The following is a 21,980-nucleotide window of genomic DNA, read 5'->3' as shown; positions in this document are numbered from 1 at the left end:
GGTCAACAGCAAAGCGACTTAACTCATTTGGGTCGGGAGCCAGCACGGGGGCCAAGACGGGGGCCACTATGGGGGCCAGAGGTCATGTGTTCCTGGGGGACGGCATGGGTGACACCGGGATCGGTGCCTTGCTCGTCCGGCTGCGCACCGCGCGTGGCTGGAGCCAGCAGAGGGTTGCCGATGAGTACAACGCTCTGGAGGGGCGTTCCGCGAAGACCGGCAAGGAGATCGGGCGGTACGAGCGCGAAGCGCGAGTCCCTGTTCCCTACGCTCGGAAGTACCTGGCGCAGGTCTTCGGTGTCGATGTCGCCGTATTCGACCAAGCCGTTGCCGTCAGCAAGGGGCAGCGAGACGGGGCCGATGCCCCCGAGGCCAAGATTGTGCCGCTGGTGCTGCCGCCCGAAGACACCCACGTCCGTGGAGACCCACTCTCGGAGGACGCGGTGCGGTCGGCGGACTTTGCCCGCTTCATCGCGCAGCGGAACGCCGACGAGTTCGTGGTGGAGCAGCTGGAGGCAGACGTCGGCCGGCTCGCCCGTACGTACGTCAGCCACCCGTTGATGGAGCAGTACGTCGAGATCAGGCGGTTACGGGACGGGGTGTTCGAGCTGCTGCGCGGGCGCCAGCACCCACGGCAGACCACCGACCTGTACCTCTCCGCTTCTCGCCTCTGTGGCCTGTCCGCGCACGTCTGCCTCGACCTCGGTGACTACGACTCCGCCGCCACCCACGCCCGTACCGCACGCGCCTGTGCCGAGGCGGCTGGGCACGAGGGGATGCTGGCTTGGGTACGGGCCGTGGAGTCGTTGATCGCGTACTGGACCGGGCGGTACGAGCAGGCGGCCCGGCTGGCGCAGGCCGGCCGGCGGCACCGTGCTAGCGGCAGTATCGGTGCACGGCTGGCCAGTCTGGAGGCGCGGGCGTTGGCGACAGTCGGCGACTCGGCAGGTGCGCTCGCTGCCCTGTCGGATGCCGAACGATCTCGTGAGGCGATCTCGGATCGGGACGAGGTACTGGGAGTCTTCGACTTCCCTGCGGCCAAGCAGTTCGCTTACGCCGGAACGACCCTTCTGGCCGTGGGCGGGCAGGAGCTCGTCCAGCGGGCCATCGTCAGCGCGGAGACGGCGATCCGCCTCTATCGCAGCGCGGACGGAGACGATCAGTCGGTCGGTGATCTGTTCGCCGCGCACCTCGACCTCGCCCGCGGGCACATGCTCCTGGGCGACCTGGATGGCACGGAGGAGATGCTCGGCTTCGTGCTCCAGTCCTCGCCGGAGCGCATGTCGGCCAGTATCGTGCGCCGGCTCACCGTTTTCGGGCGGGAGTTGGGAGGGTCGCAGTACGGTGGAGCCGCGCAGGCGGTGCACCTGCGCGAACGACTCCAGCACACGGCCGTCCGTGCGTCCCTGCCCGCCGCCCACCTTCCGGAGTTGCCGACGTGACCGACCTGTCTGCCGTCCACGACGCTGCTGTCACCGACCGGACCCGCCTGGCGGGCAGCGCCTACAACGGAGACCGGGACCTGGCCGCCCGGCAGTCGCTCTACCAGTGGCAGACGCCCCGGTACGACCTGCCCGGCCTCGTCGCCGAGCGGCTGGGCGACGTACGCGGGCGCGTTGTCGACATCGGCTGCGGCAACGGCAAGTTCATCCAGCGGCTCCGTCAGGACCGCCCGGACCTGTCCCTGCTCGGCCTCGACATCGCTCCCGGCATCCTTGCCGGCGTCCCCGGCCCGGTCGCCGTGGCGGACGCCACGCGGCTTCCGCTGGCAGCGGGCAGCGCTGACGCCGCTCTCGCGCTCCACATGCTCTACCACGTACCCGACATCCCCCAGGCGGTCAGGGAGCTGGCCAGGGTCGTGGCCCGTGACGGGCTGGTGGTCGCCTCCACCAACAGCGACCGCGACAAGGCCGAACTCGACGACCTCTGGCAGCGGGCCGCCGGCGACGTCCTCGGTATCGACCGCGGCCCGGCCCGCATCTCGCTCAGCGCCCGCTTCTCCCTGGAGAAGGCCCCGGCCTTCCTCGGCGAGGAGTTCGGACAGGTGGAGGTCACCGAACTGCCGGGGACCATCACGGTCCGCGACCCCGAGCCGGTCATCGCTCACATGGCCTCTTATCGCGCCTGGTCGGACCAGCACGACGTGCCCTTCGACGCGACCATCGACCGGGCCCGTGCCCTCGTCGCCGACGACATCGCCCGCAATGGCGCGTACGAGATTACCTGCCTTGGCGGCATCCTTGTCTGCCGCCGTTGACGGGGAGAGTCGCTACAGCTCGTCGGTCACACTGCCGTCGGGGTGGTGGCGGTAGAAGTGCACGCGGCGCTCGTCCGAGGGCTTCTGCTGTTCGGCTTCGTACCAGGGAACCAGGCGGGCCCACGCTTCCCTTTGCTGACGGACGTTCGCTTCCAACCAGTCCGTGAAGCGGATGTAGACCCGAGACGGTTCGGTGTCACCCTCGGAGTAGGTCCACACCTCTGGATCGGGCCCTTCGCCGCGCAGGAACTCGAATTCGTAGCCCTGGTGCATGAAGATCACGCGATCGGAGCTGCGCAGGTGAAAGGGCTCTTGGTTCTCTCTCAGCAGTTCGTCCGCTGCTTCCCGAAGGCCGATGACGTGGGGGTAGAAGACGTCACTGCCTTGAAAGAAGTGGCCGGCACCGCCACCGACGAGGCGGAGGAAGCAGGCGTAGGCCGTACCCAGAGGAGCAGGCTGGTCCCGTTCGATTTCGTCGAGCTCGTCGGCTGACAGCCCGCGCAGCCCGTCTGCCGTGGCCGTCGTGCCGTCGGCGAGTGATGCCAACAGAGCGCGAACCATCGCCTCGGAGGAGGTGTCTGCTGGCCCGTGCGGGGGAGTAGCAGACGCGGTTATCGCGTTCTCGGACTCATTCTGGCTCCCACCCTGCTTGGCCTTCTTCCAAAACTGCACGTGATCCCACCCCAGTGCTCTGGCCGATCCTTCCCCGGCCCGTCGGCCTGAGGCTAACGGACACCTGCCGCCTCGGTTCGAGTCCTTGTTGGTGCCTGGGGCGGGCCCTGACCAGGGCAGTAGGCTCCATCGATCATGAGCATGCAGGCCACCCCCGAGGGTTTGCCGGATGAGGTACCCGGGACCGACCTTCACGAGGCTTGGCGGACCGGTCGGGTCTTCGGCCCGCCGATCCGGCGGACCTTTCGCGACGTCATCGCCGACCGTCTCTCAGATCCGCTGCCACCGCAGGCAGCGATGCTGTTCGAGCCCCTGGCGGATCCACACTGGGACAGCGACGGGTTCTTCCTCGGCGACTTCTACAGCGAGATCCTTCATCAGGACACCTGCCATCCGTGCACCGCAGACGGTGTTGCCTTGCTCGCAGCCTTGTCCGTCGACGACCGAGTACCTCCCCAGCTCCGCTTCCGGAGTGTGGTTCTGCTGTTCGAGATCGCCACGGTTGCGGACCGCCACCTTGCCCAGTGCTGGCCGGACGTCCCGCCGCATGCCGATCCTGAAAGTGAGGGCAGGGCCCGTGACGCTGTCCGGTTCTGTATCCCGGACCTGCTTGCCCGATGGGCGATCGAATGCCCCGCAGTCCGTCTAGCGCTGGCTGGGATCGCCGTCGTCTTCCCAACGGTCCGCACGCTGCCCGCACTGACCACACGGCTTCAAGGCTTCGCCGAGCAGCACCCTCAAGGCACCGATATCGGTGACTACGTGCGATTCGCGCTGGTGCTGGCTGCCGGCGATGACCAGCACACCCTCACCGCAGTCGAGACGCTCACGGACGCCTACTGGACAGGCACCGCACGCAGGGCGCCCACACGCGCACGAGCACTCCACTTGCTCGGCCAGATGCTGACTACAGTCGGTGGCAACCTCAGGCGGCCCGCTGCTGGGGCATGACGCAATACCGTCTTGGGGAATCGAAGGCTCTCACGTTGATCTTGTGGCGGCCGTCAGCGGGTCACGCTTTCCGGCTCTGTCACTGATCTTGTGATGGCCTGGATTCTGCGCGGTCACACTGGTTACGTTGTCGGGCATGCCCCTCGAACCTCGCAGCCGTGAAGAGCTGGTCACCTTCCTGCGTGACCTGCACAAAGAGTTCCGTACCCACGGTCACGAGTGGGAGAACAACACTCTGGACGACTTCCTTGAAGCGCTCGCCGCATGGGTGCACGACTCCCCGGGTGCGTACGGCAACGCGGGAGAGCAGATCCCGCCCGATGGCGACTGGACCTTCATGGCTCGAGCCCTCCACGCAGCCACCATCTACGAGTAGAGCGGTGTTCCTCCAGCCACTCCAGTGCGTCACAAGATCAGCGACAGACCCCGCTTTCCCTACGATCTACATGATCAGAGTCACGTAATTCCCCCGCCCGCGCGGTCGCGGTGGCTTTGCCGTTGAGCCGGACCCGATGCCCTGCCACGAGGCGTGGCGGGGCATCGGGCCGGGGTCAGCGGTGTCGACTGCGCTCTTCGGGCCTCGCGGCTGGTGTGGCCGAAGGGTGTGGCGTGGCGGACATGGACGGCGTTCCGCTGGTGGTGCTTCGGCTGCGAGCTGCTTGCGTCCGCCGGTTCGGTTGAGCGGTGATGCGCCAGTTGAGGACCTCGGCGGGGTGCTCGGCGCTGTCGAGTTCTCGTTGGGTGCCCACTTCGGCCAGGAGGCGGCGGGGGGCGTGGCCGGCGGTCTCGGCCTGGGCGAGAGTTGTGGTCAGGGCGGTCCAAGTGGGGTCGGCGAGGATCCGGTCGGCGTGGTCGGGGAGGGCCGCGCACACGTCTTGCTCGAAGCGGCGGGCGGTTGCGGCTCGTGGTGCGCGGCGGGTCAGGTCCGCCAGGACGGGTGTGGCGGCCTGCTGGTAGCCCGCCTGGAGGTGGCGGAGGGCTTCTTGGGCCGCTGCGGCCTGCTGTTCGTGGCCGCGTTGCTCGTGCCACTTGGCGGCGGCGCGGGCCAGGTGGACGGTGGCGAAGAGCAGGGCGATGGCGAGTCCGCCCGGTGCGTTGGAGGCGTAGGTGAGTTCTTTGGCGGCCTTGCGCAGGGCGGTGGCGGCCTGGTGGTCGGCGCGGGTGGCGGAGCGGCGGGCGCGGTTGAATGCCATCGCCGCCGCTCGTAGTTCCGCCTGGTGGGGGCCGGTCGTGGCGCTGGCGATGTTGTACAGGGCGTCGCCGAAGGCGGCCAGGTGGCCCTAGGCGGCGGCATAGTCATCGGAGTCGAGGACGGTGCGTGCCGTGTGTATGGCGGTGGTGGTGTGGCGCCATGGGTCGGCGGGGTCCGCCACATACCGGGGGTGGTCGGCCACCTTCTGTTCGGGGAGGCGTTCGCGTAGGCGGTTGATGGAGAGGTCGGGGGCGAGTTTGGAGCCGCCGTACCAGACGGGTTCGCCGGCTGCGTTGGTGTCGCCGGGTGCGGCGAGGCTGTAGCCGGTCTCGGGGCCGAGGCGTGTTTTGACCTTGATGCCGAGGGACTGCAGCACGGTGAAGTAGTCGGCTTCGTTTTGTACGGCGGCGGCGACCGCGTACGCCTGATCGCGCAGCCACTGCCGTGCCGTGACCGTCTGGCCCTGGCGCTCGGCCTTGGCGCGTTCGGCGCCGGTGGGGGTGCGGGGCGCGGTGAGGTCGCCGGACTTCAGGCGGCGCAGGCCGAACTCGGCTTCGATCTTGCGGCATTCGGCTTGGGCCCGCTGTCCGTCGTGGTGGGTGCGTGGGCGGCGGCCGTCGGCGCGGACGGTGGTGGCCATGATGTGGATGTGGTCGTCGGCGTGGCGCACCGCGATCCACCGGCATGCCTTCTCGTCGCCTTCGGGGGCGATGCCGGTGGCGTGGACGATGCGGCGGGCGACCTCGGCCCACTCGGTGTCGGTGAGGTAGCGGTCGCCGGGCGCGGTGCGGACCGGGCAGTGCCAGACGTGCTGAGGTGGTTTCTTGCCGCCCAGCTCGCGGGTGCGCAGGTCGACGTGGTGGTCGAGGCGCTTGGCGAGCTGGGAGTAGGTGGCTGCCGTGTCGCGGCCCGGGTCAGGGGCGCCGGCCATGTCCCAGGCGGCGACGATGTGAGGGTCGGTGTGTTCGTCGCGGCGGCCGGAGCCGAAGAGGTAGACGATCAGTCCGCGGGTGTCGGAGCCGGTGGAGACGTCAGGAACCATGCGCGGTGCCTTCCGTCAGGAGCTGGTCGATCAGTCGGTAGCTGTTCTGGGCTGCTTGCTCGACGCGGTCCAGCACCGCCTCGGCGCGCTCGGGCACGGTGCCTCGGTGGATGGCTGCGGTGATCTGGTTGAGGTTGGCACCGATGCGGTTCAGCGCGACCGTGTGCGCCTCGACAGCCTCGATCAGCGGGCGGACCGGGTCGTCCTCCGGGCTGCCGACCAGCCCCGCCTTGCCGAGGGCGACGGCGAGGGCGGCGTCCCCGACGAATCCGGCGAACTTCTGACCGCGCTGGTGAGCTGCGGTGCTGATCACGCTCACAGCGGTCCGGGTGAAGCGGATGGTCTTCTCCTGATCGCGCTTCTCCACGGTGCGCTTGCGGTTCATCAGTGCGGGCAGGGTGGGGGCGTCGAGGTCCCGCCAGGAGAGCTGCTCGACGGGCGGATGGACGTCGGTCGGTTGCTGGGTGCGGAGGGCGGCGGAGTCGGCTATGACCTCCCCCGGCTCGGGCGCCCCTTGGCGCTCGGCCTTCTCCTCCGCCACCCCTGGGGCGGGGGCAAGCGCGGACGAAGCCTCGTTAGAGGCTCGTTCGCTCCAGCTTGCTGCTGATCGGCGGGTCAGGCCGAAGAATCCTTTGCGGCGGCGGGTGGGGGAGTTGTCGGTGCTCGTTTCGGGCATGGTCGTGCTCCGGTGGTCGTGTGGGGTGGGGCTTCGTCACGTCCGTTGCATCCGTCCCGTAGCTGGTCAGGACAGGTACGGAAACGGTCGCAGGTACGGAGTGATCCGTATCGGCGAGGAACTCCGTCCCCGCGCTGACTTGCGCGGGGACGGATGCGACGGATTGATACGGAGCTGGGGTCAGCGAGTGGGCCTGGGGCCAGCAGGGCCGCCGGGCGGGCCGATGGGCAACGTTCCGGACGGAAGGGCCGGCGGCTTGCTCTGGGCCCGACGTGCGGGCGCGGCCTCGCCGGCTGCGGGGGCCGGCTGGGTGGGGTCGGGGCAGTAGCGCGCCCAGGCGTCGATGAACTGGTTGCGGGCGTACGCCTTGGCCTGCCTGCCGTTCTCGAAGCGGTGGTTGGCCGGGCTGATGCCGAAGTCGCGCAGCAGGTTGGCCAGGTGGTAGGCGTTCAGGCCCTTGGTGCCGTACTCGGCCCACGGCGCCTCGGCGTCCTGGACGAGGGCGGCGAGCAGGTCGTGGCTGCGCAGCGCCTCCTTGGCGCCCTGGTGCTCGAAGACTCGGCGGATGTCCCGGAGCAACCGGGTCTTCAGCGTCGTCTGCTCGTCCTGGACCACCTCGTTCCTGGTCATCGCCAGGCAGGCGGCACGGGCCCGTGAGGGCCAGTGCCCGCCGGCCAGGTCGGCGACGATGACCAGCGGTTCCCACGTGTCGGCGGCACGGTCTTCGACCGGCATCTGCGGAACCAAGCCCTCTGCGGTGCTTCGCAGCGGGGCCAGCCAGGCGGTCAGACGGTCGCGCAGCGCGTTCAGTTCCGGGACGGAATACCGCGAGCGGAACGGGGCTATGTGCTCACCCGGCCTGCGCTTCTGCATGCGGAGCACGACCGCCCGGTCCATGATCGTGTCCGGAAGGTCGCCGATCCCGGCGAGCGCCGCCATGGCGAAGGTGGGAAACGCCGTCGCCTTGTGCTCCGGGCCGGAGATTCGCCAGGCGGGCCGGTTGCGCTGGTGCCCCGCGTTCAGCAGGCCGCGCAGGTCCTCCTTGTCGCCGGCTTTGGGGCCGAAGATGGTGTCGGCCTCGTCCACCAGCAGCGTCGGCGGGTCCTCGCCAATGACGCGGAAGACCACCGCAGGCGAGGTGTTAACCGTCATCATCGGCTTGTGCACGGTCTCGTGGAGCACGTCCAGCACACGGGACTTGCCGCAGCCCTTGGTCGGCCCCACCACCGCTAGGCGCGGCGCGTGCTGGAGGGCGGGCTGGATGTGGGAGGCCGCCACCCACAGGGTGACCGCGGTCAGGGCCTCCTCGCTCGGCAGTACGACGTACCGGCCGATCGCGGCGCGCAGCTCGTCCAGTACGGCGGTCCCGTTCTGGTCCCGGTCCGCATCGAGGCTGGCACCCTCGCGGTCCCCAGTCCCCAGTCCGGGTTCGGGGACCGTCCCCGGAGCGCTGTGGCGACCATGGTCAACCCGGACCGTCGGTCCGGGTTCGCTGGCCGACCGACCGGAACTCTCCGCCCGGTCCTCGGCTTCCGGACCGGGTCCACGGTCCGGGTTCCCGGGCTGGTCCGGTAGGCCGCTGACCTGTGTGTTCTCCGTCGGTCCGGGTTCCTGGTCCGGGTTGACCGGAACTCCGGTCCGGGTTTCGGTCGCGGACCGGTCCGGTCCCGGACCGACCGGACCAGCGGCACGGACCGGTCGGTCGCCGGTCCCCGGAGAGGTGCACCGTCCGTCCGCTCGGTCCGGACGGTGCCACGGGATGCCCTGGCCGGGGACCGCAGGGGTGGGCCAGACGACCTTGGGGGACGTGTTCGAGGTGGCGGGGGACGTAGAGTCCTCCATTGGCGTTCCTCTCAGGTGAGGGGGCGGGACGGGCAAGGTCCCGCCCCCTCACCGGTTCGTTCGTTCAGGGATGGGCGACAGGCAGGGGAATCTCCGGCCCTCGGCGTTGGCGCGCCGGGGGCCGTTGCTGTGTCCGGGGTTGCTGGCGGCTCATGAGGCCAGGCCCCACTCGTCTCGGCCGTCGATCAGCGTGCGCTCGTAGCGCAGCAGCTCCGCCTCGGGGTACAGCACCCGCTTGCCGATCTTGATGCCGCGCGGCCCCTTCCCGATGTGGCGCCAGTAGCGGACGGTGCTCTCGGCCGTGCGGTAGCGCTCGGCGACCTCGGCGGTGGTCAGGTATCGCATGCATTCCCATTCGGCTAGGTGGCGATTCGATCTGCATAGAGTTGTACCTCGCGATCGCCGGTTAACCAAATCGGGAAGCTCATGTTTCAATTGGGATAGCGACGGTGACGATGGAGGTTCGATGGCAGGCGACAGACCCGAGGGCGGCGAGGTGCCGCTGCTCTACAGCGAGGGGAACGTGGCCGCGCGCGTGGCCCTGGAGCGCGAGGTCAGAGGGTGGAGCACGACTGAGCTGGCGGAGCGGGTGACCAGAGCCGGCGTCAAGATGAACCAGACGGCGGTCTGGCGCATTGAGAACGGCACCCCCCGTCGCCGCATCAACCTCGACGAGGCCCTCGCCTTCTCCCGCGTCTTCGAGCTCCCTCTCGAAGAACTGATGTCACCGCCCCTGGAGGGGCTCGACATCGACAGCCGGCGCCTCGTCCAAGAGGCCGTTGAAGCCTTCTACGAGGCCCGAGACGCGCGCGACCGCCTGCACCGCGCAGTGGTCGCCATCGCCGACCACATCAAGGCCCATCCCGACAGCTCGCGGGCGATCCACGAGCAGTGCCTCCGCCTCATGGGCGACGAGCGGGACGCTCGCACGCTCAGCGGTGACATCGAGGACGGCGGCCACTACTGACAACCGACACGAAGGAGAGGCCACTTGGCCAACATCCAGAAGCGCCCCAACGGCAAATGGCGAGCCCGCTACCGCGACCTCGACGGCAAGGAACACGCCCGCCACTTCGAGAGGAAGCTCGACGCCCAGCGGTGGATCGACGAGGTCACGGCCAGCATGGTCACCGGCCAGTACGTCGACCCGCGCGCCGGCCGCGTCACCTTCGAGAAGTACGCCGAGAGGTGGGAGGGCTCGCTCATCGCGAGCGAGGCGGGCGAGCGCATCACTGACAATGCGCTCCGGCTCCACCTCGTACCGGCGCTGGGTGCCCGGTCCATGGCGGCGATACGCCGCAACGACATACAGGTGCTCTTCAAGCACCTGTCCGACCAGCTCGGCCCCGGCAGCGTGCGGAACGTCTACGACGTCCTCGTACGCGTCATGACCGCGGCCGTGGACGACAAGGTCATCGCCTCCAGCCCGTGCCGCCGGATCACCCTCCCGGCCATGCCGGACGAGGAGGTCACTCCGCCCACGGTCGAGCAGGTCGAGGCGATGGCGCGGGTGATGCCGCCGTACATCCGCGCGGCGATCGTCACCCTCGCCGGATCAGGGCTGCGCATCGGTGAACTGCTCGGCCTGACGGTGTCGGACGTCGACTTCAAGGCTGGCGCCATCCGGGTCGACCGGCAGCGGCTTCAGTCCGGGAAGATCGGCCCGCCGAAGACCGCCAAGTCACGGCGTACGGTCCCGGTCGGCGAGGTCGTCACCGATGCGCTCCTCGCGCACCTTGCTGCACGCCCCTCCAGGGAGTGGCTGTTCACCATGGAGGAGGGCGAGCCACTCAACTACCGGCGGTGGAAGACCGAGTGGAACGGGGCCCGCAAGGCGCTCCAGGCGGCCGAGAACGGGGCCGCCGAGCGGGAAGGCCGTAAGGCCGTCGAGCTGCCCCACATGGTCACCCACGACCTGCGGCACTTCTATGCCTCCGCGCTCATCGCCGGGGGCGCGAGCGTCAAGCAGGTGCAGCTCGTCCTCGGGCACGCGTCCGCCGTCATCACGTTGCGGATCTACGCGCACCTCTGGCCCGGGGAAGAAGACCGCACCCGGGCCGTCATGGACGCCGTGCTCGGCGGCCTGCGGACCGGGTGCGGACAGGTAGACGGCATGGCCCGCGAAACCGCAGGTCAGAACGCCTAACCAGAGATCAGGCCTTCTTCGTCTCCCAGAAGATGCGGTCGATCTCGGCGATGAGCTCCAGCGCCTTCTCGCCCGTCTTCGGGTCCGTCGAGGCCTTCGCTGCCGACAGGGCCTTCAGGGTGTCGTTCACGAGCTGGTTGAGCTCGGGGTACTTCTCGAAGTGCGGGGCCTTGAAGTAGTCGCTCCACAGGACCGAGACGTGGTGCTTGGCGAGCTCCGCGCGCTGCTCCTTGATGACGACGGCGCGGGCGCGGAAGTGCGGGTCCTCGTTCGCCTGGTACTTCTCCTGGACGGCCTTGACGGACTCGGCCTCGATGCGGGCCTGGGCCGGGTCGTACACGCCGCAGGGGAGGTCGCAGTGGGCGCTGACCTTGACCTTGGGGGCAAACAGGCGGGAGAGCATTCTGCTGTCCTTCCTCGTGATCGTCTTCTCAGGTGGGACATTACTCGGTGACAAGCGCGTTTTCGCGAGTGCCCCCTGGTGCTTAGGACAAAAGTCCAGGGTCACCATGGGACTCGTGGACGATCGGACCGGGAGGTGCCGGATGGTGGAATCGGGGCGTGAGCCGGGGCGGGAGCCCGGGGCCCCGTTCGGGATCGCCGAGGTGACGGGGGTGTCGATGGTGCCCACGCTGCTTCACGGCGATCAGCTGTTCGTGCACTACGGGGCGCGGCTGCGGCCCGGGAACGTGGCCGTGCTGCGCCACCCGCTCCAGCAGGATCTGCTCATCGTGAAGCGGCTGATCGAGCGGCGCGGCGGCGGCTGGTGGGTGCTCGGGGACAACCCGGACGCCGAGGGCGACAGCCGGGTGTTCGGGGTCGTACCGGATCCGCTGGTGCTCGGGCGGGTGCGGGCGCGGTACCGGCCCGTCACCCGCGGGCGTCAGCGGTCGGCCGGTGTGGCGCTCTCCTGGCTCTTCTCCGCCGTCAGGCCGGTGCGCTCGGCGTCGAGGGCCTCCTGACGCTTGCGGGCGCGGTAGGCGGCCACGTTGGCGCGGGTCGCGCAGCGGTCGGAGCAGTAGCGGCGGGAGCGGTTGGTCGAGGTGTCCAGGTAGGCGTTGCGGCACGGCGCCGCCTGGCACAGGCCGAGGCGGTCCGCGCCGAACTCGGTGAGGTGGAAGGCCAGGCCCATCGCCGCGATGGCGGCGTAGCCCGCGGTCGCGTTCGACGGGTGATCGGCGAGGTGCATGTGCCAGCGCGGCCGGCCCTCCTCGTCGAGGTAGTCGTGGCCGGAGATCTGCGGGCTGACCGGGAACTCCAGGAGGAGGGAGTTCAGCAGGTCCACGGCCCCGGTGTGGTCGCCCTCGTCGGCCGCCGTGAAGACGGCCCGCAGCCGGGCGCGTACCGAGCGGAAGCGCGTCACGTCGGCGTCGGTGGCCCGCCGGGCCATCTGGGACGCGGCGCCGAAGAGCTCCCGGACCGCCTCGACCGTGGTCAGGGAGTCCTTGTTGCGGGCCGGCTCCTCGGTGTTGACCAGACGTACGGCGTAGTCCGAGTAATAGGCCAGTTCCACTTGTAGTCCTTACTCCGGCGGGCTAGGGTCGGGGCGGGGAAGGGTAAGCGATGCCTTCCTTCCGAGGGTATTACGAAGAGGGTGGAGGCAGAGCCATGACGGACGCCGCGAACGCCAAGGACGCGAACACGACCGGCACCGGCACCGGGACCGGCACCGACTGGGCGGCCTGGCAGCGCAGCTGGGACCGTCAGCAGGAGTGGTACATGCCCGACCGCGAGGAACGGTTCCGGGTGATGCTCGACATGGTCGAGGCGCTCGTGGGACCGGAGCCCCGCGTGCTCGACCTCGCCTGTGGTACGGGGAGTATCACGAGCCGGCTGCTCCAGCGGTTCCCGGGGGCGACCAGCACCGGCGTCGACCTCGACCCGGCACTCCTCGCCATCGCCGAGGGCAGCTTCGCCGGCGACCCCCGCGTCACCCTCGTGGCCGCCGACCTCAAGGACCCCTCCTGGACCGAGGCGCTGCCGTACGACACGTACGACGCCGTCCTCACCGCCACCGCCCTCCACTGGCTGCACAGCGAGCCCCTGGCCGCCCTCTACGGGCAGCTCGCCGGCCTCGTCCGCGACGGCGGCGTCCTCATGAACGCCGACCACATGATCGACCCCTCCACGCCCCGCATCAACGCCGCCGAGCGCGCCCAGCGGCACGCCCGCATGGACCGCGACAAGGCCGCCGGCGTCCTCGACTGGGCCGACTGGTGGGCGCTCGCCGCCAAGGACCCGGTGCTCGCCGAGCCCACCGCCCGCCGCTTCGAGATCTACGGCGAGCACGCCGACGGCGACATGCCCGCGCCCCGCTGGCACGCCGACACCCTCCGCGCCGCCGGCTTCGGCGAGGCCCGGACCGTGTGGGCCTCGCCGTCGGACACAATCGTGCTGGCGGTCAAGTAGGGAGCCGGGCAGAACGGAAAAGGGTGGCGACGCCACATGGCGCCACCACCCTTTTCCGTTCCACCGACTACGGAAGCTTCAGCCAGGGGCTCCGGAACGGCGGGGTCCAGGTCCCGTCGGACGTCCACAGGATCTGCGTGAAGGTGGTGTACGCCTCGCCCTCTTCGTGCGTGCTGTCGTAAAAGTCGGGAGCGGCAAACCGCTTCGCGGTAATGGCGCCCGACGGGCAAGCGTGCGTCCTTTGCGACACCACCCTCGAACCGCCCGTCCGGACCGCCCGAATGGCTATCTTGCAGGCAGGGTGACCGGATCGAAGGGTTATATAGGCGTCGGGTCGCCCCACTCCGCGACTGGGTGCGCTGATACAGGTCTTGATGGTGACGTACGTACTCCTGCCAACGCCGTCGTAATAGGTGGAGCACCCACCGCCACTTGCCGCCTGGGCGCTGGATCCGGTCATGACCGAGGCCGCCACGATTCCGGCGACGCCAACCACCCGTGCGGTCGTCTGCATGAAGCGGTTCAAATGGAACCCCCCCCTTTTTTGTGTCTTGTCGAAGATTCGGCAAGACGGTCGTCAGGGACGCTACGGCGGGACTCTCTCCCCGTCCAGCGATTTCAAGATCCTTGAGGGTTTCCTGAGCTTCCGTGTGGAGGGGCGTAAACGGGAGTCGAAACGGGCTGGGGCCCCACCGCGAGAAACGGCGGAGCCCCAGCCTGATGTGACGTTCCAGATGCTGTTGGTTAGAGGACCTTAGACAGGAATGCCTTCGTCCGGTCGTGCTGCGGGTTCGTCAGGACGTCCCGCGGGTTGCCCGACTCGACCACCACGCCGCCGTCCATGAAGACCAGCGAGTCGCCGACCTCCCGGGCAAAGCCCATCTCGTGCGTGACGACGATCATCGTCATGCCCGACTCGGCCAGGTCGCGCATGACGTCGAGGACGTCACCCACGAGCTCCGGGTCGAGCGCCGAGGTCGGCTCGTCGAAGAGCATCAGCTTCGGCTCCATCGCCAGCGCACGGGCGATGGCGACACGCTGCTGCTGGCCGCCGGAGAGCTGCGACGGGTAGTTGCCCATCTTGTCCCGCAGGCCGACCCGGTCGAGCAGACGCTCGGCACGCTCGCGCGCCACCGCCTTGGAGTCGCCCTTCACCTGGATGGGCGCCTCCATGACGTTGGCCAGGGCCGTCATGTGCGGGAACAGGTTGAAGCGCTGGAAGACCATGCCGATGTCACGGCGCTGGACCGCGACCTCGCTGTCCTTCAGCTCGTAGAGCTTGTCGCCCTTCTGGCGGTAGCCCACCAGCTCGCCGTCGACCGAGAGCCGGCCGCCGTCGATGCGCTCAAGGTGGTTGATGCAGCGCAGGAAGGTCGACTTGCCGGAGCCGGACGGGCCGACCAGGCAGAAGACCTCGCCGTTCTGCACCTCCAGGTCGATGCCGCGAAGGATGTGGGCCGCGCCGTAGGACTTGTGGACGCCTTCGGCCTTGACCATGGGCTGACCGGTCATGCCGTTGCCTCCGGGGAACGCTTGAAGATGATGACGTTCTTCTTGACCCGCTGCCACGGGGTGGGCGGCAGGTTACGGGTCGAACCGCGGGCGAAACGACGCTCCAGGTAGAACTGGCCGACGCTGAACACGCTGGTCAGCGCGAGGTACCAGATCGAGGCCACGAAGAGCATCTCCATCACGGCGCCGGCCGTGGTGCCGATGTTCGAGGAGGCTCGCAGGAGCTCGGTGTACTGCACGGCCGAGACCAGCGACGAGGTCTTCAGCATGTTGATGAACTCGTTGCCCGTCGGCGGCACGATCACGCGCATGGCCTGCGGCAGCACGACCCGCCACATGGTCTTCGTCTGCGACATGCCGAGCGCGTGCGCCGCCTCGGTCTGGCCCTCGTCGACCGACTGGATGCCGGCCCGGACGATCTCCGCCATGTAGGCGCCCTCGTTGAGGCCGAGGCCGAGCAACGCCACCATGAACGGCGTCATGACGTCCACGGTCTCGTTCTTGTAGATCGGCCCGAGGTTGATGTACTGGAAGATCAGCGACAGGTTGAACCACACCAGCAGCTGCACGTACACCGGGGTGCCGCGGAAGAACCAGATGTACAGCCACGCGACCGCGCCGGTGACCGGGTTCTTCGACAGGCGCATCACCGCGAAGAGGATGCCGAGCACGAGGCCCAGCGCCATGGAGGCGACGCTGATGATCACGGTGTTGGCCAGACCGTCGAGGACGGACGGGTCGAACACCTTGTCCCACACGGTGTCCCAGATGATGTTGCCCTGGGAGAACGCGTAGATCAGCCACCCGAGCAGCGCGACGACCACGACGGCGCTGACCCAGCGCCCGTAGTGACGCACCGGGATCGCCTTGATCGCCTCGTACGGGACGGCCGAGGGGCCGGAGCCGGCCGGACGCGAGTCCGACGGCTCCTTGGAGATCTTGTCAGTCACGACGACTGCCCTTCAGTGGAACGAGGAGGTCACTTGCCGGCGTTGACGGTGGCCGACTGGACAGCGCTGCCCTCGACGTTCCACTTCTTCAGGACTTCAGCGTACGAGCCGTCCTTGATGATCGCGTCGAGCGCGTCCTTGACGGCGTCACGCAGCTGGGTCTTGTCCTTGGAGACGCCGATGCCGAAGAGGCCGACGTCGCTCTGGCTGCCGACGACCTCGAAGTCGTTGCCGCCGCCCGAGGTCTTCGCGATGTACGCGGCGACCGGGTAGTCGTTCAGGTCGGCTACGGCGCCGCCGGCCTTGACGCGGGTCTGCGCCTCGGCGTCGGTGTCGAAGGCCTGGATCGTCAGCTTGTTGGCGCCGCACTTGGTGGCCTGCGCCTTGAAGGTGTCCTCGTAGATCGTGCCGCGCTGCACGGCCACGGTCTTCCCGCAGAGGTCGTCGAGGGAGTTGATGCTCTGCGGGTTGCCCTTCTTGACCAGCAGGGAGACGCCGGAGCTGAAGTAGTCGACGAAGTCGATGCCCTTGCCGATCTTCTTGCCGCTGTCGTCCAGGCCCTCCTGGCGCTTCTTGTTGTCCGTCATCGCGGACATGACCAGGTCCTGGCGGCCGGTGTAGATCGAGGTGATCAGGCCGTCGAAGGTGCCCGAGGTGAACTCGAACTTCACGCCGAGCTGCTTGCTCAGCGCTTCGGCGATGTCGGGGTCGATACCGACGATCTTGCCGCCCTCGGTGTACTCCATCGGGGCGTACGAGGCGTCCGTGCCGACCTTGATGACGCCGGCCTTCTGGATGTCGGCCGGGAGCTTCGAGAAGAGGGGGGCCTTGTCGGCGGCCGGGGCGGAGGAGCCGCCGGTCTGGGCCGCGCCGCCGTCATTGGTCTGGTCGCCGCAGGCGGTCAGCAGCATCGAGCCGGCGACCGCGATGGCGGCGACCGCGGCAAGACGGGACGTACGGGTCTTGGCGGCGGTCGTACAACGCGTGAAGCGTGCGGTCATGGTCGGGTTCCTCCGGCAGGTGAGGGAGTTGCCTTAGGCCGCGCACGCAGCTTCGAGTGCCGCGACCTCGTGTGATTACGGCATCTTGCCATTCGGACTGCCTCAAACCGACGGCCACGGATGTCAAAATCGGATAACGGGTCGTGGCTGAATCGCGATGGCCAGTCCCCCCAAGGCGAAACCTTCTGCGGGAAGGTGCCGGTGGGGCAGTAAATTCTCCTGTTCGTCTCGCCATTCGGACGACGCGAAGGCGGCTATTCGGGTGCTCGGGGCACCTATCGGACATCGAGTGACGAGTCATTCTCTATCCGTGCTCCGTCCGGGGCCGGTAGCACTCGGTATGAGTCGCGTCACCGAGGAGGTTTCGACTCGTCTCCGGACCCGTCTGTCCGGTAAGAAGGATCCTTACACCCCTCATCCGGGGCTCAGGGCGCGTTGTGCGGCGCGCCCGCGCGGCTGCCCGACAAGGCGGCCGCGGGACCCACGCCACCCCTCCTCAACCGGGAGTGGCCACCCTCAAATGAAGAAGACTTAAGGGGTCAACCCAATGGCAGCGGAGATCGTCAATCCTCGCAGCGAGACCGGTACGGAAGGGCCTACCGAGGAGCCCTTCGACCCGGCGTTCGCGCTGCACCGCGGCGGCAAGATGGCCATTTCGGCCACGGTGCCGCTGCGCGACAAGGACGACCTGTCCCTCGCGTACACGCCCGGCGTCGCCAAGGTGTGCACGGCAATCGCGGAGCAGCCCGAGCTGGTCCACGACTACACCTGGAAGTCCCAGGTCGTCGCGGTCGTGACCGACGGCACGGCGGTGCTCGGCCTCGGCGACATCGGCCCGGAGGCCTCCCTCCCGGTCATGGAGGGGAAGGCCATCCTCTTCAAGCAGTTCGGCGGCGTGGACGCGGTCCCGATCGCGCTCGCCACCACCGACGCCGACGAGATCGTCGAGACCGTCGTCCGGCTCGCCCCGTCCTTCGGCGGCGTGAACCTGGAGGACATCTCGGCGCCCCGGTGCTTCGAGATCGAGCGCAAGCTCCAGGAGCGCCTGGACATCCCGGTCTTCCACGACGACCAGCACGGTACGGCGATCGTGTCGCTGGCCGCCCTGCGCAACGCGGCCAAGCTGACCGGCCGGACCCTGGGCGACCTGCGCGCGGTCATCTCCGGCGCCGGTGCGGCCGGTGTGGCCATCGCGAAGTTCCTGCTGTCGGCGGGCATCGGCGACGTCGCCGTGGCCGACCGCAAGGGCATCGTGAGCAGCGACCGGACCGACCTCACGGACGTCAAGCGCGAGATCGCCGGGCTCACCAACAAGGCGGGCCTCTCCGGCTCCCTGGCCCACGCCCTGGCCGGCGCGGACGTCTTCATCGGCGTCTCCGGCGGTACGGTGCCCGAGGAGGCCGTCGCGGCCATGGCGCCGAACTCCTTCGTGTTCGCCATGGCCAACCCGAACCCCGAGGTGCACCCGGACGTCGCGCGGAAGTACGCGGCGGTCGTGGCCACCGGCCGTTCGGACTACCCCAACCAGATCAACAACGTCCTCGCGTTCCCCGGCATCTTCGCCGGCGCGCTCCAGGTCCGGGCCTCCCGGATCACCGAGGGCATGAAGATCGCCGCGGCCGACGCCATCGCCGGCGTGGTCGGTGACGACCTGTCCGCCGACTGCGTGATCCCGTCGCCGTTCGACGAGCGCGTGGCTCCGGCCGTCGCCGCCGCGGTCGCCGCCGCCGCCCGCGCGGAGGGCGTCGCCCGCCGCTGACGCGCCGAGCGCAACCCACGAAGCCCCGCCCGGGCTCGGCCGAACCGGGCGGGGCTTTCGCGTGCGTGCGGGGACCCCGATGAGGGACGCGCGTCACAGCGGGGTGTGGTTACGCGATCACGGGGTGCGCGCCTAGGGTCGGGGCCATGTTCGCTGCCTACGCCGCCCGAATCGACCGCGACCAGCCGCTGAACGGCCTCGAACTGGGGGAACGCCCCGAGCCCGAGGTGCGGCCCGGATGGACCACCGTCACCGTGAAGGCCGCCTCGCTCAACCACCACGACCTGTGGTCGCTGCGCGGGGTCGGACTGTCCGAGGAGAAGCTGCCGATGATCCTCGGCTGCGATGCCGCGGGCATCGACGAGCACGGCAACGAGGTCGTGCTGCACTCCGTCATCGGCCAGACCGGCCATGGCGTCGGCCCCGACGAGCCGCGCTCCATCCTCACCGAGCGCTACCAGGGGACCTTCGCCGAGCGGGTCACCGTGCCCAGCTGGAACGTACTGCCCAAGCCGAAGGAGCTCTCCTTCGAGGAGGCCGCCTGTCTGCCGACCGCCTGGCTCACCGCGTACCGGATGCTGTTCACCAACGCCGGTGTACGGCCCGGCGACTCGGTGCTCGTGCAGGGCGCGGGCGGCGGTGTCGCGACCGCGGCCATCGCGCTCGGCAAGGCCGCAGGGCTGCGGGTCTACGCGACCAGCCGTGACGAGGCCAAGCGGAAGCGGGCCGTCGAGCTCGGCGCCGTCGAGGCCTACGAGCCCGGCGCGCGGCTGCCGCAGCGTGTCGACGCGGTCATCGAGACCGTCGGCGCCGCCACCTGGTCCCACTCCGTCAAGTCGCTGCGCCCCGGCGGCACCCTCGTCATCTCCGGCGCCACCAGCGGCGACCGCCCCTCGCACGCCGAACTCACCCGGATCTTCTTCCTGGAGCTCAAGGTGGTCGGCTCCACCATGGGCTCCAAGGACGAGCTGGAGGACCTGCTGTCCTTCTGCGCGGCCACCGGCGTCCGCCCGGTGATCGACGAGGTGCTGCCGCTCGACCGGGCCCGCGAGGGCTTCGAGAGGATGGCCTCCGGCGAGCTCTTCGGGAAGATCGTCCTGAAGGCCTCCTGAACCAGTCCTGACCGACCTCTTGAACCAGGTCGGTTGACCTGCTGGGATCTCCGGCACCGCGAAAAGGTGAACAACGCTCACATCGCCTGTCGGAGGTCCCCCTTGTTGCGTACCACCCTCGTGGCGGGCGCCCTCGCCGCCTCGCTGATCGCACCCGCCGCCCCGCGGGTCCACGCCGACCCGGGCGACGCGATACCCGCCCTCACCGACTCCCACGGCCGCACCCTCACGCTGCGCGGCTGGAACGTCGAGGACAAGGCGAACCGCGGCCCGGCCGCCCTCTCCGCCATCACCGAGAAGCACTTCCGCGACATGCGCGCCAAGGGCTTCGACTTCGCCCGGCTGCTGGTCTTCTGGGACGACCTGGAGCCCCGCCCCGGCCAGTACAGCCAGGACTATCTGCGCAGGATCGAACGCATCCTGGACTGGGCCGAGAAGTACGACGTCAAGGTCCTCATCGACGCCCACCAGGACGTCTTCGGCCCCGCCTTCGGGCACCGAGGCATCCCCGAGTGGGCCACCCGGACCGACGGACTGCCCTTCGAGCGCAACCCCGACGACTGGTTCTCCGAGTACTTCCAGCCCGCCGTGCAGCGCGCCTTCACCCACCTCTACGAGGACGCCGACCTGCGCCGCGCCCAGGCCCGCATGTGGCGCGTCCTCGCCGAACGCTTCGACGACCACCCGGCCGTCCTCGGCTACGACCCCATCAACGAGCCCATGGGCGAACTCCGCGAGGGCGAGGACCTGCCCACCGCGGCCCGCCGCATCGAGTCCGAGCAGCTCACCCCGATGTACAACCGCCTGGCGGACGCGATCCGTTCGGCCGACCCCGACGCCTGGGTCTTCGTCGAGCCGACCCCGATCGTCGGCGAGGGCGTGCCCACCGGCCTCGGCCGGATCGACGACCCCAAGGTCGTGTACGCCCCGCACTTCTACAACACCGGCATGGAGGCGGGTGCGGACTACGACCCGGCCGCCGGCTGGATCGAGAGCTACGAGCAGGCGGTGACCCTCTACCCCAAGCAGTACAAGGTCCCGGTGGTCGTGGGCGAATGGGGCCCGCTGAACAACTCCCTCCCGAACATGAACCGCTTCTACCGCGATGCCATGAGCTCGCTCGGCCGCTACAGCTCCGGCTGGGCGGGTTACGTCTGGTGCTACGGCGGCGGCTACTGCGCGGTGAACGGCGACGGCACCTTCCGTACGAACAAGGAGCTCACCGCCGAGCCCTACGCCGAGGCCGTCGCCGGCACCGTCCGCGCCTCCTCCTACAACGCCACAGCCGGCGTCTACCGCCTGGAGTACGACGCCGCCGGCCCCCGCGGCTCCCGCGTCACCGAACTCTCCCTGCCCCCGGGCGCGTGGCAGGTCGCGACCGGGGGCAGGGCGATCGTGCTCCGCCCCGCCCAGGGCAGAGCCCTCGTCATCGCCGCCCCCGGCAGCCGGGTGACGGTCACGGTGACCGCCACCGACCGCGGTTGACCGGCGGGAACCGACCGGGCCGATCCGGCGCCGGGCCCTCCCGGCCCGGGGCCGGGCCAGGGCCGGCCCGGCGCGACGGCCGTTACGGCCTGTGGCGGTCCGGGGCGAGCAGGGACAGGATGCCGTCCGCCGCCGTCGCCAGATGGCGGCGGGCCTCGGCCAGCTGGTCACGGCTCACGCCGTGGTCCCGGGCGGCGTCGCGGACGTCGTCGCGGAAGCGGTCGAGCAGCCGGTCCAGCTCGCGGGCCGGCTCGGCCGCGCCGTCGATGTCCTTCGCCCAGTCGGAGACGGCCTGTTCGGGCGAGCCGGGCCGGCCGGCGGCCGGGCCGTGGGCTGTGCCCGTCACCAGGTTGCCCAGCTGGGCGGTGATGTCCGAAATGCCCTCCCAGACGCCCTTCGGCCAGTCGCCGCCCTTCAGCCGGTCCTGGAACTGGTCCTGGAGCTGCTGCGCGATCCGCTGGTACTCCTTCGCCTGCAGCTTCGCCGACTGCGCCTCCGCCCGCGCCTGTCGGGCCTGCTCCTTCAGCTCCTGCTTGGCCTTGCGCAGCTCCTCCCGTGCGTCGAAGGAGGCCGAGGCGCCCGTCGAGCGGGACGCGCTCGCCGCCGCCCGCATCTCGCTGCGCAGCTTCCCGGCGGCACCTCGCACGTCGTCGCGGATCTCGGCGGCCAGTTCGGAGACGGACTCGCGGATCTCCTCCTCCAGGTCCGCCAGTTCGCCGCCGCGCCCGGCCAGCTCGGCCCGGCCGGCGTCGGTGATCGAATAGACCTTGCGGCCGCCCTCGGTGGCGTGGGTGATCAGACCCTCCGCCTCCAGCTTGGCGAGCCGTGGATAGACCGTGCCCGCCGAGGGCGTGTACAGGCCCTGGAAGCGCTCCTCCAGGAGCCTGATCACCTCGTACCCGTGGCGGGGGGCCTCGTCGAGCAGCTTGAGCAGATAGAGCCGGAGCCGGCCGTGAGCGAAGACGGGCGCCATG

Annotated in this window: 21 protein-coding genes and 1 pseudogene; 11 read left to right on the top strand and 11 right to left on the bottom strand. The window is 69.5% G+C overall.

From position 1 onward, the window contains the following. Positions 1 to 104: 104 nt before the first annotated feature. Together AB0M18_RS04765 and AB0M18_RS04760 are read left to right on the top strand one after the other, a co-directional pair. The gene (locus tag AB0M18_RS04765; RefSeq protein ID WP_365755350.1) at positions 105 to 1,442 is read left to right on the top strand and encodes an XRE family transcriptional regulator; all 1,338 of its coding nucleotides are present in this window, start codon (positions 105 to 107) and stop codon (positions 1,440 to 1,442) included. Continuing rightward, on the top strand, positions 1,439 to 2,257 hold the full coding sequence (locus tag AB0M18_RS04760; protein ID WP_365755349.1) for a methyltransferase domain-containing protein: 819 nt from the start codon (positions 1,439 to 1,441) through the stop codon (positions 2,255 to 2,257). The genes AB0M18_RS04765 and AB0M18_RS04760 overlap by 4 nt, the downstream gene beginning before the upstream one ends. Positions 2,258 to 2,269: 12 nt before the next feature. Here AB0M18_RS04760 and AB0M18_RS04755 read toward each other — a convergent pair whose 3' ends face one another. Beyond that, positions 2,270 to 2,929: an SMI1/KNR4 family protein gene (locus AB0M18_RS04755; RefSeq protein ID WP_365755348.1), complete on the bottom strand. Its 660-nt coding sequence runs from the start codon at positions 2,927 to 2,929 to the stop codon at positions 2,270 to 2,272. A 135-nt stretch (positions 2,930 to 3,064) separates the two neighbouring features. Here AB0M18_RS04755 and AB0M18_RS04750 point away from each other — a divergent pair, with 135 nt between their 5' ends. Beyond that, complete coding sequence (locus tag AB0M18_RS04750) at positions 3,065 to 3,880, top strand: hypothetical protein (protein WP_365755347.1); 816 nt, start codon at positions 3,065 to 3,067, stop codon at positions 3,878 to 3,880. Between the two features lie 136 nt (positions 3,881 to 4,016). Further along, complete coding sequence (locus AB0M18_RS04745; RefSeq protein WP_365755346.1) at positions 4,017 to 4,256, top strand: hypothetical protein; 240 nt, start codon at positions 4,017 to 4,019, stop codon at positions 4,254 to 4,256. Positions 4,257 to 4,431: 175 nt separating this feature from the next. On the opposite strand, the pseudogene AB0M18_RS04740 reads toward AB0M18_RS04745, so the two are convergent. The 4 genes and pseudogenes from AB0M18_RS04740 to AB0M18_RS04725 all read right to left on the bottom strand — a co-directional run bounded on the left by AB0M18_RS04740 (position 4,432) and on the right by AB0M18_RS04725 (position 8,977). Continuing rightward, positions 4,432 to 6,114, bottom strand: a pseudogene (locus tag AB0M18_RS04740) (mobilization protein). After that, entirely contained in the window at positions 6,104 to 6,655 is a 552-nt protein-coding gene (locus tag AB0M18_RS04735) for a hypothetical protein (protein WP_365755345.1), read from the bottom strand. Before AB0M18_RS04735 ends, AB0M18_RS04740 begins: the two are co-directional and overlap by 11 nt. Positions 6,656 to 6,970: 315 nt before the next feature. Beyond that, positions 6,971 to 8,212 (bottom strand): DUF3631 domain-containing protein, encoded by a 1,242-nt coding sequence (locus tag AB0M18_RS04730; RefSeq protein WP_365755494.1) that lies wholly within the window; start codon positions 8,210 to 8,212, stop codon positions 6,971 to 6,973. A gap of 570 nt (positions 8,213 to 8,782) precedes the next feature. Then, positions 8,783 to 8,977: a helix-turn-helix domain-containing protein gene (locus AB0M18_RS04725; protein WP_365755344.1), complete on the bottom strand. Its 195-nt coding sequence runs from the start codon at positions 8,975 to 8,977 to the stop codon at positions 8,783 to 8,785. Positions 8,978 to 9,098: 121 nt separating this feature from the next. Between AB0M18_RS04725 and AB0M18_RS04720 the strand changes: the two genes are divergently transcribed. Both AB0M18_RS04720 and AB0M18_RS04715 read left to right on the top strand, forming a co-directional pair. Further along, a complete protein-coding gene (locus tag AB0M18_RS04720) occupies positions 9,099 to 9,599 on the top strand; it encodes a helix-turn-helix transcriptional regulator (protein WP_365755343.1) in 501 nt (166 codons plus the stop codon). A gap of 24 nt (positions 9,600 to 9,623) precedes the next feature. Then, complete coding sequence (locus AB0M18_RS04715; RefSeq protein WP_365755342.1) at positions 9,624 to 10,778, top strand: site-specific integrase; 1,155 nt, start codon at positions 9,624 to 9,626, stop codon at positions 10,776 to 10,778. Between the two features lie 7 nt (positions 10,779 to 10,785). On the opposite strand, the gene sodN is transcribed toward AB0M18_RS04715, so the two are convergent. Beyond that, positions 10,786 to 11,181, bottom strand: coding sequence for a superoxide dismutase, Ni (gene sodN, locus AB0M18_RS04710; RefSeq protein ID WP_265866548.1), 396 nt, complete (start codon positions 11,179 to 11,181; stop codon positions 10,786 to 10,788). 142 nt (positions 11,182 to 11,323) lie between these two features. Here sodN and sodX point away from each other — a divergent pair, with 142 nt between their 5' ends. After that, positions 11,324 to 11,740 (top strand): nickel-type superoxide dismutase maturation protease, encoded by a 417-nt coding sequence (gene sodX / locus AB0M18_RS04705; RefSeq protein ID WP_365755493.1) that lies wholly within the window; start codon positions 11,324 to 11,326, stop codon positions 11,738 to 11,740. Here sodX and AB0M18_RS04700 read toward each other — a convergent pair. Next, positions 11,662 to 12,291 carry a CGNR zinc finger domain-containing protein gene (locus AB0M18_RS04700; RefSeq protein WP_365755341.1) on the bottom strand — a complete coding sequence of 210 codons (630 nt, stop codon included), beginning with the start codon at positions 12,289 to 12,291 and terminating at the stop codon, positions 11,662 to 11,664. The genes sodX and AB0M18_RS04700 overlap by 79 nt on opposite strands. Positions 12,292 to 12,386: 95 nt before the next feature. On the opposite strand from AB0M18_RS04700, the gene AB0M18_RS04695 reads away from it, so the two are divergent. Beyond that, positions 12,387 to 13,187, top strand: coding sequence for a class I SAM-dependent methyltransferase (locus AB0M18_RS04695; RefSeq protein ID WP_365755340.1), 801 nt, complete (start codon positions 12,387 to 12,389; stop codon positions 13,185 to 13,187). A 744-nt stretch (positions 13,188 to 13,931) separates the two neighbouring features. On the opposite strand, the gene AB0M18_RS04690 is transcribed toward AB0M18_RS04695, so the two are convergent. The 3 genes from AB0M18_RS04690 to AB0M18_RS04680 are packed head-to-tail and all read right to left on the bottom strand — an operon-like array spanning position 13,932 to position 16,650. Continuing rightward, positions 13,932 to 14,699, bottom strand: a complete 768-nt coding sequence (locus AB0M18_RS04690) for an amino acid ABC transporter ATP-binding protein (RefSeq protein WP_365755339.1) — start codon at positions 14,697 to 14,699, stop codon at positions 13,932 to 13,934. Next, the gene (locus AB0M18_RS04685) at positions 14,696 to 15,649 is read right to left on the bottom strand and encodes an amino acid ABC transporter permease (RefSeq protein WP_365755338.1); all 954 of its coding nucleotides are present in this window, start codon (positions 15,647 to 15,649) and stop codon (positions 14,696 to 14,698) included. The genes AB0M18_RS04690 and AB0M18_RS04685 overlap by 4 nt, the downstream gene beginning before the upstream one ends. 29 nt (positions 15,650 to 15,678) lie before the next feature. Further along, positions 15,679 to 16,650, bottom strand: coding sequence for an ABC transporter substrate-binding protein (locus AB0M18_RS04680; protein WP_365755337.1), 972 nt, complete (start codon positions 16,648 to 16,650; stop codon positions 15,679 to 15,681). A gap of 547 nt (positions 16,651 to 17,197) precedes the next feature. On the opposite strand from AB0M18_RS04680, the gene AB0M18_RS04675 reads away from it, so the two are divergent. The 3 genes from AB0M18_RS04675 to AB0M18_RS04665 all read left to right on the top strand — a co-directional run bounded on the left by AB0M18_RS04675 (position 17,198) and on the right by AB0M18_RS04665 (position 21,006). After that, on the top strand, positions 17,198 to 18,409 hold the full coding sequence (locus tag AB0M18_RS04675; protein WP_365755336.1) for an NADP-dependent malic enzyme: 1,212 nt from the start codon (positions 17,198 to 17,200) through the stop codon (positions 18,407 to 18,409). A 146-nt stretch (positions 18,410 to 18,555) separates the two neighbouring features. Further along, positions 18,556 to 19,521, top strand: coding sequence for a zinc-binding dehydrogenase (locus AB0M18_RS04670; RefSeq protein WP_365755335.1), 966 nt, complete (start codon positions 18,556 to 18,558; stop codon positions 19,519 to 19,521). 102 nt (positions 19,522 to 19,623) lie between these two features. Continuing rightward, positions 19,624 to 21,006, top strand: coding sequence for a cellulase family glycosylhydrolase (locus AB0M18_RS04665; protein ID WP_365755334.1), 1,383 nt, complete (start codon positions 19,624 to 19,626; stop codon positions 21,004 to 21,006). A gap of 82 nt (positions 21,007 to 21,088) precedes the next feature. Here AB0M18_RS04665 and AB0M18_RS04660 read toward each other — a convergent pair whose 3' ends face one another. Further along, positions 21,089 to 21,979, bottom strand: coding sequence for a helix-turn-helix transcriptional regulator (locus AB0M18_RS04660; RefSeq protein WP_365755333.1), 891 nt, complete (start codon positions 21,977 to 21,979; stop codon positions 21,089 to 21,091). Between the last annotated feature and the right edge of the window lies 1 nt (position 21,980).

The sequence above is a fragment of the Streptomyces sp. NPDC051909 genome (assembly GCF_040681095.1).
Lineage (GTDB): Bacteria > Actinomycetota > Actinomycetes > Streptomycetales > Streptomycetaceae > Streptomyces.
Note: the sequence above shows the minus strand (reverse complement) of the source record. Positions and strands in the feature narration are given on the sequence as shown.